Raw genomic sequence first — 15556 nt, 5'->3', positions numbered from 1 at the left:
CGGCGGCACCTTCTGGAGTTGTGGTCGGGTGATCAGGAAAAGGGGAGCACGTCGGCGTCGAAACAGGTGCGGTCGCCGGTGTGGCAGGCCGCGCCGGCCTGGTCGACCTTGACCAGCAGGGTGTCGCCGTCACAGTCCAGGGCCACCGACTTGACCGCCTGGACGTGACCGGAGGTGTCGCCCTTCACCCAGTACTCGCGGCGGCTGCGGCTCCAGTAGGTGCAGCGGCCGGTGGTGAGCGTACGGTGCAGGGCCTCGTCGTCCATCCAGCCGAGCATCAGCACCTCGCCGGTGTCGTACTGCTGCGCGATGGCCGGAAGAAGGCCGTCCTCGGTGCGCTTGAGGCGGGCGGCGATCTCGGGGGCCAGGGCGGTGGTGCCGGGAGTGGCGGGTGTGGTGGACATGCGGCCCATTGTGTCAGCCCGGCCGTCCGACCCGGCTGGTCCGTCCGACCTCTGGTCCCGGTCATCCGCCCGTACGGGGGCGAGTTCGGCCAACCGCCTGCCAGGCGCCGCACGCGTGGGCCATCCTCATGGCCATGACCCCCGAGCAGCCGCCCGCAGCCGCCGCCTCCCGCCCGTCGCGCGGCCTGGTCCTCACCGTCATCGCCGTGCTGGTCGCCCTCCTCGCGGTGCTGGCCACCGCGGTGCTCTGGCCGGACGACAGGAAGCCGGCCGCCGCACCGCCCCCACCCACCCCCACGGCCACCCCCACGCCGACCCCGACACCCAGCCCGACGCCGACCAAGCCACAGCCGCCGTACGCCTACTTCCCCGTCGGCACCTGCTTCGACCACCCGCAGCTGAGCCCGGTGATCACCCGCGCCGAAGAACGCCCCTGCACCGGCGACCACGACGGCGAAGTCATCGCCGACCTCAAACTGCCCGACAATCTCACCGGCGAAATCCCGATCGCCCTCGCCATGCGCGACGGCTGCAAGGAAGCCGAAGCCACCGCCAAAGCCAAACAGGCCGACGGAAAGACCTACTACGGCCGCCAGTTCGGCCCCGCCCTGGTCAACTACCAACAGGGCTGGCGCGACTACACCTGCACCCTCACCGGCGGCAACAAACAGGGCGCCCCCAAACTCACCGGCCGGCTGCACCCGTAGGAATTCGGATACAAGAGAGCCGGGGCCAAGGGTCCGAACGAGGCGTCAGCCGAGGAGAAGAATTAATTGGCTGCGATGCCCCTCGGCACACCCGAGGTGCATCGCCGCAATTACCCCTGCCCACTCAGAGAGCTAGGCGGTCGCCATGAAGAAGAAAAAAATTTAGATATAAAGAGAAAATGCTTGCGGCATCCCTCCTCGGTCGAGGAGGGATGCCGCAAGCACCTGGGGAGACATACGGTAAGACAGAAGGATCAGCGACACAGCCAGAGAGGTGAGGGCGGCGATCACGAGAACGAGACAGGGGGCAAATGCATACCTACTTCACTGCTCCTGCCACGAATCGAGGGAGACGCTCGGACCGTTGTCGAGGTACCCGATCAGAGCTTCCCTGGTGGTGGAGACGAATTCTTCCGGCACGGTCTCGGCGCCGACCCACGCAACCTCCGAGTGCTTGCCGGGTTCCCCATTCGCCAGTTCGCCGGACCAGCGGTGAGCTGCGAAGACGACGGTCAGGAAACCGTTGGGCGCCTCGACGCCTCGGGCCCCGTGAATGACGTGGGCCAGACGCAGGTCGCCGGGAGTGACGACAAGCCCTGTTTCCTCCTTGAGTTCGCGAATCGCCGTCTCGGTGATCGGTTCGCCGGGTTCGCTCTTTCCTACGGGCAGGTCCCACAAGCCTTGGGCGAACTTGGCCTTGGGCCCTCGTCGGAGAAGAACGACCCGCTGGGCTTCGAGGTCGTGAACGATGACGGCGGCAACCAACAGGGTCATCGACTCCGTGGCGGGCTTGAGAGCGGCGGTCTGTTCAGTGGTCGACTGAGCCATGTCGGTCCGGTCCTTCCTGCGGTGCGGCTGCTATGTCAATGCCTCGCGTGCACGGCGCTCCAGGTCAACGACTCCCGGAACGCCACGGCTACGGTAGATCGCCAAACAGGGGCGGATTGAGGAGATCGCCTTTCTCGTCCGATCCGAGGTCATGCCGTCCATGAGGTCGAGCGCGCGCCCCCAGGTCGCTACCGCCTCGTCTGCTCGGGCCTGAGCAGCCAGGCTGTCCCCGAGATCGGCGTAGGTGAGGGCGTGAACACGCACCGGTGGCTGCTCCGGCTGCCGGCTGTCCGAGAACTGCTCGGTCTGCCGGCCACTGGCCAAGCGCTACCAGGAGGCGAAGGCACCACTGAACACCTACTGCCAGCACGGACAGAAGGGAAACGCAGCATGACCGCTGTCATGGTCGAGATGACCGCCACCCGGCACGAGGAGGACGACGAGACGCTGGGCTTCATCAGCGGCATGGAGGACTTCGGCGCTGACGCCCTCCCCGGGTGCAGCGACGACAATCCGTACCGTTAGCACGCAGTCCCGGAGGCCGACGGCTGTGGTGCCGTCGGCCTCCGGGCAGGCTCTGGGAAGCTGGGCATCGTGACCACCATCCGCATTCATTGGGCAGACCTGCCCGATTCGGTGCACCGAGCCGTCACCGCCCGCCTCGGCACGCCGGTCCTTGCCGCGGAGACCGTCTCGGCCGGTTTCAACTCCGAGATCGCTGCCAAGCTCACCACTTCCGGGGGCGCTGTCTTCGTCAAGGGGATGCAGCTGAACCACCCACGCGTGTGGACGCAGCGGCGTGAGACGGAGATCAACCGCTATGTGGAAGGCCTCGCCCCCGAGCTGCTGTGGCACCTGGACATCGGGGGTTGGAGCCTCGTCGCGTTCGAGTACGTCGAGGCCCGCCACGCCGACTACAGGGAGGTGGGGGATCTGGAGCTGATGGTCGACGTCCTCGGCCGACTCGGTCGCACCCCGTGTCCCCCGGTCGGGCTTCGCCGTGCCGAGCAACGATGGGCCGCCTACGTGGACGACCCCGGGATGCCGGCCCGGTTCGCCGGCAGTTTCCTGTTGCACACCGACCTGAACAACGAGAACGTCTTGGTTCGGGGCGACCGTGTCCTGCTGGTCGACTGGGCGTGGCCCACCCGTGGAGCGCCCTGGATCGACCCAGCCCTGTGGGTGATCTGGTTGATCGCGGCGGGCGGCCACAGCCCGGCTGCCGCGGAAGCCTGGGCTGCCAGGGTTCCGGCTTGGGAGACCGGCGATACGGCGGTGGTAGACGTCTTCGCGGAGGCTCAGGCCCGCATGTGGGCTGACATCGCCGGAGACGATCCGGACCCGTGGACCGCCGGGCTGAACCGGGCGGCTCGGCAATGGGCCCGTTTCCGGATGATGCACGCCCGTTAGCTCGCCGGTCCCAAGGACCGGGCCGCTCCTCCGTAGCCCGGGAGGCAGGCGAGGGGGTGGCTCCGGGTGGGCCGGATGTGTGCACCCCCTAGGCTTTCAGCATGTCGAACCATGCGCTTGCCGAGCGCCACCGTCTCGCTCAACTCCTCACCGCTGCCGGGCCGGAGGCCCCCACGCTCTGCGGGGGGTGGACCACCCGGGACCTCGCTGCCCATCTGGTGATCCGGGAGCGCCGTGCCGATGCGGCGGCCGGTATCCGGGTGGGTGCGCTGGCCGGGTGGACGCAGCGGGTGCAGGACGACTACGCCGCGCGACCGTACGAGGAGTTGGTGCGGCTGTTCCGGGGCGGGCCGCCGGTGTTCTCGCTGTTCGCCCTGCCCGGCGCGGATGAGGCGGCGAACACCATCGAGTACTTCGTGCACGCCGAGGACGTCCTGCGTGCCGGCGAGGACTGGACGGCGCAGCCCGTCCCGCCGGGGCGCGCCGAGGCGCTCTGGCGCCGGCTTCCCCTGCTGGCCCGGCTGGAGGCCGGCCGCCGCTCTCCCGTCCGTCTCACTCTCGCCCGCCCGGACGGCCGGTCGCTGACCGTCGGCCCGGCCGGCGCTCCCACCGTCCACCTCACCGGCGAACCGGGCGAGCTGGTCCTGTTCGTCTACGGCCGTGGTGCCCGTACCACCCTGACCGTCGACGGCGCCCCGGACGCGGTCGAGGCCCTCCGGCACGTCCTGCCGCTGCCTGCGCCGTAGGACGCCCGCCCTTTGCGCATCGGGCCGGGGAGGGTGCCGGTGGAAGCGGCCGGCGCGGTGACGGTGCTGCCCCACAGCAACCTGTGGGGCAGCACCGTCACCGCAGATCACTCCCGCTACCGGGTCGGCGTCGTCCGTTCTCCGGTTACCAGCCGCCGGAGCCGATCTCGGTGCGGGAGCTCAGGCCGCTGCCGGTGCCCTTGTAGAGGTAGAGCTTTCCGGTCTGGCCCGGGTCGGAGGCCACCGCCGTGCCGCTCGGCGCCGACCGGCCCACCCATCACGACACCGGCCTCACCCCGGCCGAACGCGACCTGCTCCGGCTGCTCGGCACGGGCCTGACCGACGAGGCCGCCGGCAAGCGGCTCGGCATCTCGGTGCGCACCGTGCGTCGCCAGATGTCCGCCCTCATGGAGCGGCTCGACGCCGCCAGCCGTTTCGAGGCCGGTCTCAAGGCGGCGCAGCGCGGCTGGCTGTGAGCGGCCGGCACGGGGCTACTGCGGGGCCACGCACGGCGTAGCCGTCCACGACGAATCCGCGGGTCAGCCGTGCCCGAGCTGCGGAAGTCAGTGCCCGGGTGCAGACTCGCAGGTGGCCGGGGCGGGGGCGTGCTCGCGCCCGACGGAACCTTCCCGGCCACTCCCGGTCACTCTGCGTCGAAGGGGCACCACTCCATGCTCACCACCGACTTCCCCACCGGCTCCCCCTGCTGGATCGACCTCGGCAGCCCGGACATCCCCGCCACCGCCGAGTTCTACCGGAAGGTCTTCGGCTGGACGTTCCAGGAGGTCCCCGAGGCCGGTGGTTACGGCTTCTTCCAGCTGAACGGCAAGACCGTCGGCGCCCTCGGCAATCTCGACGAGGGGGCGCGGTCCGCCTGGACGACGTACTTCCGCACCGAGGACGTGGACGCCACGGTGAAGGCCGCCGAGCAGGCCGGTGCCACCGTCCGCGTGCCGCCGATGGACGTCATGCAGGAGGGCCGGTTCGCGGCGCTCACCGATCCGCAGGGCGCCGAGTTCTCCGTCTGGCAGGCCGGCAACACCAAGGGTCTGGGCATCGTCTCCGAGGACGACGCGCTGGTCTGGTCGGAGCTGCACACCTCCGGCCCGGAGGTCGCTTTCGCCTTCTACGAGAAGCTGTTCGGCTGGCGGATGGAGAACTTCGAGCCGTCGCCGGGCATGGCCTACCGGGTGATCTCGACCTCCGAGGGCGACCAGCAGGCGACCAGCTTCGGCGGCATCGCCCCGACGATGTCCCCGGAGCAGCCCTCCGCCTGGACGCCGTACTTCGCGGCCGCCGACGTGGACGCGGTGATCGCGAAGGCGACGGCGGCCGGCGCCTCGGTGCTGATGGCGGCCTCGGACGTGGAGAACGTCGGCCGGCTGGCCTGGCTGGCGGATCCGAACGGCGCCCCGTTCGCGCTGATCCACGGCGAGCCGCGGGAGTCCTGAGTCGCGGCCGTACCTGAGTCGCGGACCCTAGTCGCGGCCGTACCTGAGTCGCGACGGGACCCGAGTCGCGGCAGGAGTCCTGAGACACGTGAGGGCCCGCCGGTGCGCACCAGCACCGGCGGGCCCTCATCCGCACGAAACGGTCACCGCACCGGGTGCCCGGCCTCCCGCAGCGCGCCCTTGACCTCGCCGATCCGCAGGTCCCCGAAGTGGAACACGCTGGCGGCCAGCACCGCGTCCGCGCCCGCGTCCACGGCCGGCGCGAAGTCGGCGAGCTTGCCGGCCCCGCCGGAGGCGATCACCGGCACGGAGACGGCCTTGCGCACGGCCCGGATCAGTTCCAGGTCGTAGCCGTCCTTGGTGCCGTCCGCGTCCATCGAGTTGAGCAGGATCTCCCCGGCGCCCAGTTCGGCGGCGCGGCCCGCCCATTCGACGGCGTCCAGGCCGGTGCCCTGGCGTCCGCCGTGCGTGGTGACCTCGAAGCCGGACGGCGTCTCGGTGCCTTCCGGGCAGCGCCGGGCGTCCACCGAGAGCACCAGCACCTGCCGCCCGAACCGCTGGGCGATCTCCCGGACCAGTTCCGGCCGGGCGATGGCGGCGGTGTTGACGCCCACCTTGTCGGCGCCGGCCCGCAGCAGCTTGTCGACGTCCTCGACGGCGCGGATGCCACCGCCGACGGTGAGCGGGATGAAGACCTGCTCGGCGGTGCGGCGGACCACGTCGTAGGTGGTCTCCCGGTCGCCGGAGGAGGCGGTGATGTCGAGGAAGGTGAGTTCGTCGGCGCCCTCGGCGTCGTAGAGCTTGGCCATCTCGACCGGGTCGCCGGCGTCGCGCAGGTTCTGGAAGTTGACGCCCTTGACCACCCGCCCGGCGTCCACGTCCAGACAGGGGATGACTCGTACGGCGAGGGTCACGGCTGATTGCCTTCCAGGGTCTTTGCCAGCCCGGAGCGGTACGCGTCGAGCTCGATCTCGACCATCATCCGGGAGTCGATCAGTCCCTCGACCACCACCATGGTGGCCACCGGGCGTGCGGCGTCGAAGAGTTCGTGGTGGGCGCGGCCCACTTCGTCGGCGTCGCGGACGTGGGTGATGTACATCCGGGTGCGGACCACGTCGTCCGCGGTCAGACCGTACGCGGCCAGGGCCGTGAGCCCGACGCCGAACGCGGCGAGGGTCTGCCGGTACGGGTCGCCCTCGTGCTCGATCCGGCCGTCCACCCAGGCGGTGGTGCCGGCCACGTGCACGTGGTCGCCCGCGGCGACGGCCCGGGAGTAGCCGAACTCGTCCTCCCAGGGGGAGAATCCGCGGACTCGGCCCCGCACGACCTCGCCCCGCACGACCTCGCCACGTACGATCCGACCATCGGTCATCCTGAAACCGCCTCCAGGGCCTCTTCGAGGGTGAACTTCTGCTCGTAGAGTGCCTTGCCCACGATGGCGCCCTCGACACCCTCGCCGACGAGCGTGGCGATGGCGCGCAGGTCGTCCAGCGAGGAGACGCCGCCGGAGGCGACCACCGGGCGGTCGGTGGCGGCGCAGACGTCGCGCAGCAGCTGCAGGTTGGGGCCGGTCAGGGTGCCGTCGCGGTTGACGTCGGTGACGACGTAGCGGGCGCAGCCCTCCTGGTCGAGGCGCTCGAGCACCTCGAAGAGCTGGCCGCCGTCGCGGGTCCAGCCGCGGCCGCGCAGGGTGGTGCCGACCACGTCCAGGCCGACGGCGATCTTGTCGCCGTGCTCGGCGATGGCCTTGGCGACCCATGCGGGGGCTTCCAGGGCGGCGGTGCCGAGGTTGACCCGGGTGCAGCCGGTGGCGAGGGCGCGGGCGAGCGACTCGTCGTCCCGGATGCCGCCGGACAGTTCGACCTTGATGTCCAGCTGCCCGGTGACCTCGCGCAGCAGCTCGTAGTTGGAGCCGGTGCCGAAAGCGGCGTCGAGGTCGACCAGGTGCAGCCACTCGGCGCCGGCGTTCTGCCAGGCGAGGGCGGCGGCCAGCGGCTCGCCGAAGGAGGTCTCGGTGCCGGAGGCGCCCTTGACCAGGCGGACGGCCTGGCCGTCGCGGACGTCGACGGCAGGAAGCAGTTCGAGGCGGCTCAGGCCCCCGCTCTCGCTCCGCTCAGCGGTGGCATCGCCAGGCACAGCCTCGACGGCTCGCTCACTTCGTTCGCTCATCAGATACAACTTTCAGCTCGTCAGAGGGTGTTGACCCAGTTGGTCAGCAGGGCGGCGCCGGCGTCACCGGACTTCTCGGGGTGGAACTGGGTGGCCCACAGCGGGCCGTTCTCGATGGCCGCGACGAACGGCTGCCCGTGCGTGGCCCAGGTGACCAGCGGCGGGTTGATCCGCGCGCTGTGGGTCTCCAGCTCCCAGCGCCGCACCCCGTAGGAGTGCACGAAGTAGAAGCGGGTCTGCGGGTCGAGGCCGGCGAACATCCGGCTGCCCTCGGGGACGTCCACGGTGTTCCAGCCCATGTGCGGGACGACCGGGGCCTCCAGCGGTTCGACGGTGCCCGGCCACTCGTCGCAGCCGGCCGTCTCGACGCCGTGCTCGACGCCCTTCTCGAAGAGGATCTGCATGCCCACGCAGATGCCCATGACCGGGCGGCCCCCGGCGAGGCGGCGGTCGATGATCCAGTCCCCGCGGACCGACTTCAGCCCGCGCATGCAGGCCTCGAAGGCGCCGACACCGGGGACGAGCAGGCCGTCCGCGGCCATCGCGGTGTCGTAGTCGGAGCTGACCGTGACGTTCGCCCCGGTCCGCTCCAGGGCGCGCTGCGCGGAGCGGAGGTTGCCGGAGCCGTAGTCGAGGACGACGACGTTCTTGCCCATGTTCAGGTGTCCAGTCTTTCTAGGGCAGGTCTGGCAGGTCGGGCCAGGTCTGACACGTCTGGCAGGTCGGGCGGGGCTACAGGCGCATGACGCCGGCGGCCAGGCACATCCCCGCGCCCAGCCCCAGCACGAGGATGACGCCCTTCGGCAGCTTCTGCTTCCAGAAGGAGATCACTCCGCCGGCCAGGAAGAGGCCGACGAAGATCAGAGCCAACGCGGAATTGCTCACAGCGCACCCTTGGTCGACGGGAGGATGCCGGCCGCGCGCGAGTCGCGCTCGGCGGCGTAGCGCAGCGCCCGGGCCAGCGCCTTGAACTGGCACTCCACGATGTGGTGGGCGTTGCGCCCGTACGGCACGTGGACGTGCAGCGCGATCTGCGCCTGGGCCACGAAGGACTCCAGGATGTGCCGGGTCATCGTGGTGTCGTAGCTGCCGATCATCGGCGCCATGCCCTCGGGCTCGGTATGCACCAGGTAGGGCCGGCCGGAGAGGTCCACGGTGACCTGGGCGAGCGACTCGTCCAGCGGCACCGTGCAGTTGCCGAAGCGGTAGATGCCGACCTTGTCGCCGAGCGCCTGCTTGAAGGCGGCGCCGAGCGCGAGGGCGGTGTCCTCGATGGTGTGGTGGGTGTCGATGTGCAGGTCGCCGTCGGTCTTGACGGTGAGGTCGAACAGGCCGTGCCGGCCGAGCTGGTCGAGCATGTGGTCGTAGAAGCCGACGCCCGTGGAGATGTCGGTCTTGCCGGTGCCGTCGAGGTCTATCTCGACCAGGACGGAGGTCTCCTTGGTGGTGCGCTCGACGCGTCCGATGCGGGACATGGGGGTTACAGCTCCTGACTGGCAGCGCGCGCGGAGCGTGCTCGATCAAGGGTGGGGGTGGGAGACGGGAGGGCGGTGCGGACGGCGTCCAGGAAGGCGTCGTTCTCGGCGGGGGTGCCGGCGGTGACGCGCAGCCACCCGGGCACGCCGTTGTCGCGGACCAGGACGCCCTGGTCGAGGATGGCCTGCCAGACGGCGTGGGTGTCGGCGAAGCGGCCGAACTGGACGAAGTTGGCGTCCGAGTCGGTCACCTCCAGGCCCATCGCCCGCAGCGCGTCGACCAGCCGGTCGCGCTGCTCCTTGAGCCGGCCGACGTACCCGAGCAGGGTGTCGGTGTGCTCCAGGCAGGCCAGCGCGGTGGCCTGGGTGACGGCGGACAGGTGGTACGGCAGGCGGACCAGCTGGACGGCGTCGACGACCGCCCGGTCGGCGGCCAGGTAGCCCAGGCGCAGCCCGGCCGCGCCGAAGGCCTTGGACATGGTGCGGGTGACCACCAGGTTGGGGCGGCCCTCGATCAGCGAGAGCAGCGAGGCGCGGTGCGAGAACTCGACGTACGCCTCGTCCACGACGACCAGGCTGGGCCGGGCGGCCTGCGCGGCCTCGTACAGCCGCAGCACGGTGTCGGCTTCGACGGCGGTGCCGGTCGGGTTGTTCGGCGAGCAGATGAAGACCACGTTGGGCCGGTGCTCGGCGATCGCGGCGAGCGCGGCGTGGAGGTCGATGGTGAAGTCGTCGTTGCGCGGGCCGGAGATCCAGGCGGTGCCGGTGCCCCGGGAGATCAGCGCGTGCATCGAGTACGAGGGCTCGAAGCCGAGTGCGCTGCGGCCGGGGCCGCCGAAGGCCTGCAGCAGCTGCTGGAGGACCTCGTTGGAGCCGTTGGCGGCCCACACCTGCTCGCGCACGACCGGGAAGCCGGTGGTCCGCCCGAGGTACCCGGCGAGGCCCTCGCGCAGCTCGACCGCGTCCCGGTCGGGGTAGCGGTTGAGGTTGCGGGCGGCCTCGGCGACGCGCTCGGCGATCCGGGCCACCAGCTCCTCGGGCAGCCGGTACGGGTTCTCGTTGGTGTTCAGCTGGACGGGTACGTCCAACTGCGGTGCGCCGTACGGGGACTGGCCGCGCAGCTCGTCCCGGATCGGAAGATCGTCAATAGCGGTCACGAGCCCGGCACCGTCCAGTCGAATCGAGCCTTGATGGCGTCCCCGTGCCCGGGGAGGTCCTCGGCGTTCGCCAGGGTGACCACGTGCGCGGCGACGTCCGCCAGCGCGTCGCGGTCGTACTCGACCACCTGGACGCCGCGCAGGAAGGTCTGCACCGACAGCCCGGAGGAGTGGCAGGCGCAGCCGCCGGTGGGCAGCACGTGGTTGGAGCCGGCCGCGTAGTCGCCCAGCGAGACCGGGGTCCAGCGGCCGATGAAGATCGCGCCCGCGTTGACGACCCGGGCGGCCACCGCGTGCGGGTCGCGGGTCTGGATCTCCAGGTGCTCGGCCGCGTACGCGTTGACGACGGCGAGGCCCTGGGTGAGGTCGTCGACCAGGATGATGCCGGACTGCTTGCCGCCCAGCGCCTCGGCGACGCGCTCGCTGTGCTTGGTCTTGGCGACCTGCACGGTCAGTTCGGCCTCGACGGCGTCGGCCAGCGCCGGAGAGTCGGTGACCAGCACCGAGCCGGAGGTGGGGCCGTGCTCGGCCTGGCTGATCAGGTCGGCGGCGACGTCGGAGGGCAGCGCGCTGTCGTCGGCGAGGACGGCGATCTCGGTCGGTCCGGCCTCGGAGTCGATGCCGATCCGGCCGGCGAAGTAGCGCTTGGCGGCGGCCACGTAGATGTTGCCCGGGCCGGTGACCATGTTCACCGGCTCGCACTCCTCGGTGCCGAGGGCGAACATCGCGACGGCCTGGGCGCCGCCGACGGAGTAGACCTCGTCGACGCCGAGCAGCGCGCAGGCCGCCAGGATCGTCGGGTGGACGCGGCCGCCGAAGGCCTTCTGCGGCGGGGAGGTGACCGCGATGCCCCGGACGCCCGCTTCCTGGGCCGGCACCACGTTCATCACCACGGAGGACGGGTAGACCGCGAGCCCGCCGGGCACGTACAGGCCGACCCGCTCGACCGGCACCCAGCGCTGGGTGACCGTGCCGCCCGGCACCACCTGGGTGGTGTGCCCGGTGCGGCGCTGGTCGGCGTGCACGGCGCGGGCCCGGCGGATCGACTCCTCCAGCGCGGCGCGTACCTGCGGGTCCAGCGTCTCCAGGGCCTCGGTCAGCTGCTCGGCCGGGACCCGGGTGGACTCCAGGCGGACGCCGTCGAAGCGCTCGGTGATCTCGATCAGCGCCGCGACCCCGCGATGGTGGACGTCCTCGGCGATCGGTCGCACCTTCTCCAGGGCGGCCGCGACGTCGAAGTCGGCACGGGGCAGCAGGTCACGCGGGTCGTCGAGCGAGCCGCGGAGGTCGATTCGAGAGATCACGCCACCCAGTGTAAGGAGTGGCCGGAACCGCTGGTCCCGCATTTCAGTCCGTGATACGAAAGGCGAGACGACCGGGGGACGGGGGAAACCATGGTGGAGCGCGCTCCAGAGGGCTGGACCGATACCGAGCGGCAGCTCTGGGAGGCCTACCACCAGGGGGAGATCCTCGACCTCCGCAGTGGCGGAGCCGACACCGACGACCCCTTCGGCGACGCCGTCTGGGACGCTCGGCGCACCGTCCGCGCCGAGGTACTCGCCCACCTGCTGCTGGTCGGTCCGGAGCCCGCGCCCGGGCGCGTCGCCTCGCTGCGCCTCAGCGGCGCGCTGGTCACCGGCGCGCTCAACCTGGCCGGCGCCGCCATCGGCCACTACGTCGAGCTGCACGACTGCCGCTTCGAGCACAAGATCCTCATCTCCGAGGCGGCGGTGTCCACGCTGCGCTTCGTGAACTGCCTGATCCCCCGCCTGGAGGCCTCCCGACTCTCCACCACCGGCGACCTCCACCTCGCCCGCTGCCGCCTCCCCGACGGCATCCGGCTCACCGACGCCAGGATCGGCACCGACCTGCTGCTCAACCAGGCCGTCGTCGGCGGCGACCGCTACGGCCGTGCCGTCTCCGCCGACGGGATCAGCGTCAACCAGGACTTCGAGGCCGAACGCCTGCACACCCAGGGCGAGTTGAGCATACGAACCGCCCGGATAGGCGGCCGGCTCTCGCTGCGCGGCGCCCAGCTGCACGCCGACCGGCAGCACAACAACACCTGCCTCAACGCCGTCCGGGTCACCGTCGGCCACACCCTCTACCTGACCGGCTCCGCCGACCGCGGCTGGGCGGGCTCCCGCGGCTACTACGGGTCCGGCTACGGCGCGAACCCGCCGCCCGACGGCCCCGTCACCCCCTTCCGCGCCTTCGGCCGGGTCCGGCTGTCCGACAGCCGCTTCGACGGCGCCTGCCTGATCTCCGGCGAATTCCACCTGGAGGGTGACGACGAACTCTCCCTGCGCCGCATCCACACCCCCGAGCTCCGCTTCACCTGCAAGTTCCGCCCCACCGGCACGGTCTCGCTCTCCCGCGCCCGGGTCGGCAACCTGGTCGACATCCCCGAGGCCTGGCCGCTCGGCAAGCACCTGGGCCTGACCGGCTTCGTCTACGAGAACCTGCGCCCGCTGAGGGCCTTCGGCATCCAGGAGCGGATCGAGTGGCTGGAGGGCTCCTCGGTCGAGTTCCAGCCGGAGTCCTACGAGCAGCTGGCCGCCGCCCTGCGCCGCGACGGGGCCGACGACGACGCCCGCGAGGTGCTGTACGCCAAGCAGCGCCGGCGCCGCCGGACCCTGCCGCTGCCCGCCCGGGTCTGGGGCGCCGTCCAGGACGCCACCGTCGGCTACGGCTACCGCCCCGGCAGGGCGGGCCTGTGGCTGCTGCTCGCCTGGGTCCTCGGCAGCCTCTGGTTCGCCACCCACCCGCTGGAGCCGCTCAAGGCCGACGAACGGCCGCACTGGAACCCGGTGCTCTACACCCTCAACCAGCTGCTGCCGATCGTCGATCTCAACCAGGGCGGCTGGAACCCGGGCGGCCTCGCCCAGTGGATCTCCGCCGCACTCGTGGTCATCGGCTGGCTGCTCGCCTCCACCGTCGTCGCGGGCGCCACCCGGATGCTTCAGCGCGGGTGAGCCCTCAACCGCGCGACAAGGCCCCCGTCCGGGGAACTACGCTGTCCGCCGTGACAGAACGGCTTCCGCTCTTCCCGCTGAACACCGTGCTCTACCCGGGCCTGGTGCTGCCCCTGAACGTCTTCGAGGAGCGCTACCGCCGTCTCGTCGCCGACCTGCTCGAACAGCCCGAGGACGCCCCCCGGCGCTTCGGCGTGCTCGCGATCAAGGACGGCCGCGAGGTCGCCCCGGTCCGGCCCGAGGAAGGCCCGGCCGGACCGCTCGACGGCCTCGGCACGTTCACCGGGGACCCGCTCGAGGCGGTCTTCCCGGTCGGCTGCGTCGCCGACGTCGCCTCCGCCGAGCACCAGCCCGACGGCCGCTACGAGCTCCTGGTCACCGGCACCACCCGGTTCCGGCTCCGCTCGGTGGACGTCTCCGGTCCGTACCTGACCGGCGAGATCGAGCCGATCGAGGAACGCCCCGGCGAGGGCTCCGGCGCGCTGGCCGCCGAGGTCGAGCGGGCCTTCCGGGTCTACCAGAAGCGCCTCGCCGGCGCCCGCGAGGCCAGCACCGTCGGCCGCCAGGACCTCCCCGACGACCCGCAGGTGCTCTCCTACCTGGTCGCCGCCGCCTCGGTGTTCGAGACCCCGGTCAAGCAGCAGCTGCTCGCCTGCCCGGACACCGCCCAGCGCCTGCGCACCGAACTCGACCTGCTGCGCCGCGAGACCGCCGTCCTCACCTGGCTGCCCTCGCTGCCCGCCGTCGACCTCACCCGCCAGTCCTTCAGCCCCAACTGACCCAGGAACCAGGAACCCAGGAGCCCAGGACCCCTCGCATGGCCAAGAAGACCAAGAAGGGCGGCCAGGGCACCCCGGCCACCGTCGCCCTGGAATCCGCCGCCGTCCCGTTCACCGTGCACGCCTACGACCACGACCCCGCCGCCGCCTCCTACGGCGGCGAGGCGGCGGAGGTCCTCGGCGTGGCCGCCGAGCGCGTCTTCAAGACCCTGGTGGCCGACGTGGACGGCACCCTCACCGTCGGCGTGGTCCCCGTCGCCGGCCAGCTCGACCTCAAGGCCCTGGCCTCGGCCGTCGGCGGCAAGCGCGCCACCATGGCCGACCCCGCGGCCGCCGAACGCAGCAGCGGCTACGTCCTCGGCGGCATCTCCCCGCTGGGCCAGCGCCGCCCCCTGCGCACCGTCGTCGACGCCAGCGCCCTCACCCACCCCACCGTCTACGTCTCGGCGGGCCGCCGGGGCCTGGAAGTGGAACTCGCCCCCGCCGACCTCATCGCCCTCACCCGGGCCCTCACCGCCCCCATCGCCCGCTGAGCCCGCTGAGCCCGCGCCCACCGAGCCCCCACCGGAAACGCCGCAGGGCGGAAGGCCGCGGCCCGTCCCCGGACCACCGACCCTCCGCCCTGCCACCACACCGCGAACCGCGAACCTCGGACCTCGGACCTCGGACCTCGGACCTCGGACCGCCGAACCTCAGCCCCGGTCCTCCGGCCCCACCGGAAGCGTGGGCGGAGCCGCCGGGGGAGCGACCGGCGCCCCCCAGTACGGCGGCGGGTCCTCCTCCCGCTTGCCGAACGCCGCCGACAGCGCGAGCAGCACCACCATCGCCGTCATCGGCCACACCAGCAGCGCGCCCATCGCCCCCAGGTCGATGTTCGCGTCGAAGTGCCCGCCGTTCCCGACCCGCCGGGCCTCGCCGATCAGGTCCTTGGTCGGCCCGAGCCACCGGCCGATCCGCCAGGCCCCCAGTGCCCCGAGCAGTCCGCCGACGGTCAGTCCCAGCGCGACCGCGATGCCGCCGCCGCGTCGCCGGGTGACCAGGAAGGCGCCGAGCGCGGTCAGGATGCCGGCGCCCAAGGCGATGATCACGAACACCGCGTCGGCCCCGGCCCGCTGCTCGCCCTCGGGGTCCACGTAGAGGATCCGGTCGCCGTCCACGACCAGCGGCACCTTCGGTGCCAGCCACGCCCACAGGGCGGCCATCACCAGCCCGGCCACCAGGCAGGCGACGACGACCCCTGCCCAGACCCGCACCTCCGGCAGCAGCCGCTGCACCAGCGAAGGCCCGTGAGCGTCGGACGCGACGGGCGCAAGCCCCTGCGGGGGCGCGTACGGGTCGGGCACGGCGTCGGGCACGGCGTCTTCCGGCGCCGCCTGCACATCGGTGTGGGCGGGATCCGGAGGTGTGTTCGGTACGGTCACAGGCCCCATCGTTTCACGCCGCCCCTCGGAACGA

The 15556-nt window shown here is 71.7% G+C and carries 19 protein-coding genes and 3 pseudogenes; 10 read left to right on the top strand and 12 right to left on the bottom strand.

Annotation, left to right across the window (positions count from 1 at the left end):
* Nucleotides 1-32 precede the first annotated feature (32 nt).
* Nucleotides 33-404, bottom strand: coding sequence for a phosphoribosyl-AMP cyclohydrolase (gene hisI, locus ACZ51D_RS27825; protein WP_465618328.1), 372 nt, complete (start codon nt 402-404; stop codon nt 33-35).
* Nucleotides 405-538: 134 nt separating this feature from the next.
* Between hisI and ACZ51D_RS27820 the strand changes: the two genes are divergently transcribed.
* Complete coding sequence (locus tag ACZ51D_RS27820; RefSeq protein ID WP_465663786.1) at nt 539-1111, top strand: hypothetical protein; 573 nt, start codon at nt 539-541, stop codon at nt 1109-1111.
* 324 nt (nt 1112-1435) lie between these two features.
* Here the strand turns inward: ACZ51D_RS27820 and ACZ51D_RS27815 are convergent, their stop codons facing one another.
* A complete protein-coding gene (locus ACZ51D_RS27815) occupies nt 1436-1939 on the bottom strand; it encodes an NUDIX domain-containing protein (RefSeq protein ID WP_465663785.1) in 504 nt (167 codons plus the stop codon).
* Nucleotides 1940-1969: 30 nt separating this feature from the next.
* Nucleotides 1970-2200: pseudogene (locus ACZ51D_RS27810) on the bottom strand (tetratricopeptide repeat protein); the annotation flags it as partial.
* Here ACZ51D_RS27810 and ACZ51D_RS27805 point away from each other — a divergent pair.
* The 6 genes and pseudogenes from ACZ51D_RS27805 to ACZ51D_RS27780 form a co-directional block, all read left to right on the top strand.
* Nucleotides 2199-2333, top strand: a pseudogene (locus ACZ51D_RS27805) (radical SAM protein); the annotation flags it as partial. The pseudogenes ACZ51D_RS27810 and ACZ51D_RS27805 overlap by 2 nt on opposite strands.
* The gene (locus ACZ51D_RS27800) at nt 2330-2464 is read left to right on the top strand and encodes a hypothetical protein (protein ID WP_465663784.1); all 135 of its coding nucleotides are present in this window, start codon (nt 2330-2332) and stop codon (nt 2462-2464) included. The pseudogene ACZ51D_RS27805 and the gene ACZ51D_RS27800, both read left to right, overlap by 4 nt.
* Nucleotides 2465-2533: 69 nt before the next feature.
* Nucleotides 2534-3349, top strand: coding sequence for a protein kinase family protein (locus ACZ51D_RS27795; protein ID WP_465663783.1), 816 nt, complete (start codon nt 2534-2536; stop codon nt 3347-3349).
* A gap of 101 nt (nt 3350-3450) precedes the next feature.
* A complete protein-coding gene (locus ACZ51D_RS27790; RefSeq protein ID WP_465618324.1) occupies nt 3451-4095 on the top strand; it encodes a TIGR03085 family metal-binding protein in 645 nt (214 codons plus the stop codon).
* A gap of 245 nt (nt 4096-4340) precedes the next feature.
* Nucleotides 4341-4571: pseudogene (locus tag ACZ51D_RS27785) on the top strand (LuxR C-terminal-related transcriptional regulator); the annotation flags it as partial.
* Between the two features lie 195 nt (nt 4572-4766).
* Nucleotides 4767-5546 carry a VOC family protein gene (locus ACZ51D_RS27780; protein WP_465618322.1) on the top strand — a complete coding sequence of 260 codons (780 nt, stop codon included), beginning with the start codon at nt 4767-4769 and terminating at the stop codon, nt 5544-5546.
* Nucleotides 5547-5689: 143 nt separating this feature from the next.
* Here ACZ51D_RS27780 and hisF read toward each other — a convergent pair whose 3' ends face one another.
* The 8 genes from hisF to hisD all read right to left on the bottom strand — a co-directional run bounded on the left by hisF (nt 5690) and on the right by hisD (nt 11651).
* Complete coding sequence (hisF, locus tag ACZ51D_RS27775; RefSeq protein WP_360505455.1) at nt 5690-6460, bottom strand: imidazole glycerol phosphate synthase subunit HisF; 771 nt, start codon at nt 6458-6460, stop codon at nt 5690-5692.
* Nucleotides 6457-6918, bottom strand: a complete 462-nt coding sequence (locus ACZ51D_RS27770) for a RidA family protein (protein ID WP_465618320.1) — start codon at nt 6916-6918, stop codon at nt 6457-6459. The genes hisF and ACZ51D_RS27770 overlap by 4 nt, the downstream gene beginning before the upstream one ends.
* Nucleotides 6915-7640, bottom strand: coding sequence for a bifunctional 1-(5-phosphoribosyl)-5-((5-phosphoribosylamino)methylideneamino)imidazole-4-carboxamide isomerase/phosphoribosylanthranilate isomerase PriA (priA, locus tag ACZ51D_RS27765; protein ID WP_360505475.1), 726 nt, complete (start codon nt 7638-7640; stop codon nt 6915-6917). The genes ACZ51D_RS27770 and priA overlap by 4 nt, the downstream gene beginning before the upstream one ends.
* Nucleotides 7641-7735: 95 nt before the next feature.
* A complete protein-coding gene (gene hisH / locus ACZ51D_RS27760) occupies nt 7736-8371 on the bottom strand; it encodes an imidazole glycerol phosphate synthase subunit HisH (RefSeq protein WP_465618318.1) in 636 nt (211 codons plus the stop codon).
* Nucleotides 8372-8447: 76 nt separating this feature from the next.
* The gene (locus ACZ51D_RS27755; protein ID WP_360505449.1) at nt 8448-8600 is read right to left on the bottom strand and encodes a hypothetical protein; all 153 of its coding nucleotides are present in this window, start codon (nt 8598-8600) and stop codon (nt 8448-8450) included.
* Nucleotides 8597-9190 (bottom strand): imidazoleglycerol-phosphate dehydratase HisB, encoded by a 594-nt coding sequence (hisB, locus tag ACZ51D_RS27750; protein ID WP_360505447.1) that lies wholly within the window; start codon nt 9188-9190, stop codon nt 8597-8599. Before hisB ends, ACZ51D_RS27755 begins: the two co-directional genes overlap by 4 nt.
* Before the next feature lie 5 nt (nt 9191-9195).
* Nucleotides 9196-10347, bottom strand: a complete 1152-nt coding sequence (locus tag ACZ51D_RS27745; protein ID WP_465618315.1) for a histidinol-phosphate transaminase — start codon at nt 10345-10347, stop codon at nt 9196-9198.
* The gene (gene hisD, locus ACZ51D_RS27740) at nt 10344-11651 is read right to left on the bottom strand and encodes a histidinol dehydrogenase (protein ID WP_360505444.1); all 1308 of its coding nucleotides are present in this window, start codon (nt 11649-11651) and stop codon (nt 10344-10346) included. The genes ACZ51D_RS27745 and hisD overlap by 4 nt, the downstream gene beginning before the upstream one ends.
* 90 nt (nt 11652-11741) lie before the next feature.
* Between hisD and ACZ51D_RS27735 the strand changes: the two genes are divergently transcribed.
* Genes ACZ51D_RS27735 through ybaK form a run of 3 tightly spaced genes read left to right on the top strand, consistent with a single transcriptional unit; the run spans nt 11742 to nt 14634 of the window.
* Nucleotides 11742-13322: an oxidoreductase gene (locus ACZ51D_RS27735; protein WP_360505442.1), complete on the top strand. Its 1581-nt coding sequence runs from the start codon at nt 11742-11744 to the stop codon at nt 13320-13322.
* Between the two features lie 50 nt (nt 13323-13372).
* Entirely contained in the window at nt 13373-14101 is a 729-nt protein-coding gene (locus ACZ51D_RS27730) for an LON peptidase substrate-binding domain-containing protein (protein WP_360505440.1), read from the top strand.
* 38 nt (nt 14102-14139) lie between these two features.
* Nucleotides 14140-14634: a Cys-tRNA(Pro) deacylase gene (gene ybaK, locus ACZ51D_RS27725; RefSeq protein WP_465618312.1), complete on the top strand. Its 495-nt coding sequence runs from the start codon at nt 14140-14142 to the stop codon at nt 14632-14634.
* 159 nt (nt 14635-14793) lie between these two features.
* Here the strand turns inward: ybaK and ACZ51D_RS27720 are convergent, their stop codons facing one another.
* Complete coding sequence (locus ACZ51D_RS27720) at nt 14794-15522, bottom strand: hypothetical protein (protein WP_465618310.1); 729 nt, start codon at nt 15520-15522, stop codon at nt 14794-14796.
* Nucleotides 15523-15556 lie beyond the last annotated feature (34 nt).

The sequence above is a fragment of the Kitasatospora sp. NPDC033851 genome (genome assembly GCF_055576085.1).
Note: the sequence above shows the minus strand (reverse complement) of the source record. Positions and strands in the feature narration are given on the sequence as shown.

Coding starts and splice junctions, on each gene's coding strand:
- hisI (WP_465618328.1), bottom strand. CDS start 404: ATGTCCACCACACCCGCCACTCCCGGCACCACCGCCCTGGCCCCCGAG.
- ACZ51D_RS27820 (WP_465663786.1), top strand. CDS start 539: ATGACCCCCGAGCAGCCGCCCGCAGCCGCCGCCTCCCGCCCGTCGCGC.
- ACZ51D_RS27815 (WP_465663785.1), bottom strand. CDS start 1,939: ATGGCTCAGTCGACCACTGAACAGACCGCCGCTCTCAAGCCCGCCACG.
- ACZ51D_RS27800 (WP_465663784.1), top strand. CDS start 2,330: ATGACCGCTGTCATGGTCGAGATGACCGCCACCCGGCACGAGGAGGAC.
- ACZ51D_RS27790 (WP_465618324.1), top strand. CDS start 3,451: ATGTCGAACCATGCGCTTGCCGAGCGCCACCGTCTCGCTCAACTCCTC.
- ACZ51D_RS27780 (WP_465618322.1), top strand. CDS start 4,767: ATGCTCACCACCGACTTCCCCACCGGCTCCCCCTGCTGGATCGACCTC.
- ACZ51D_RS27770 (WP_465618320.1), bottom strand. CDS start 6,918: ATGACCGATGGTCGGATCGTACGTGGCGAGGTCGTGCGGGGCGAGGTC.
- hisH (WP_465618318.1), bottom strand. CDS start 8,371: ATGGGCAAGAACGTCGTCGTCCTCGACTACGGCTCCGGCAACCTCCGC.
- hisB (WP_360505447.1), bottom strand. CDS start 9,190: ATGTCCCGCATCGGACGCGTCGAGCGCACCACCAAGGAGACCTCCGTC.
- ACZ51D_RS27735 (WP_360505442.1), top strand. CDS start 11,742: ATGGTGGAGCGCGCTCCAGAGGGCTGGACCGATACCGAGCGGCAGCTC.
- ybaK (WP_465618312.1), top strand. CDS start 14,140: ATGGCCAAGAAGACCAAGAAGGGCGGCCAGGGCACCCCGGCCACCGTC.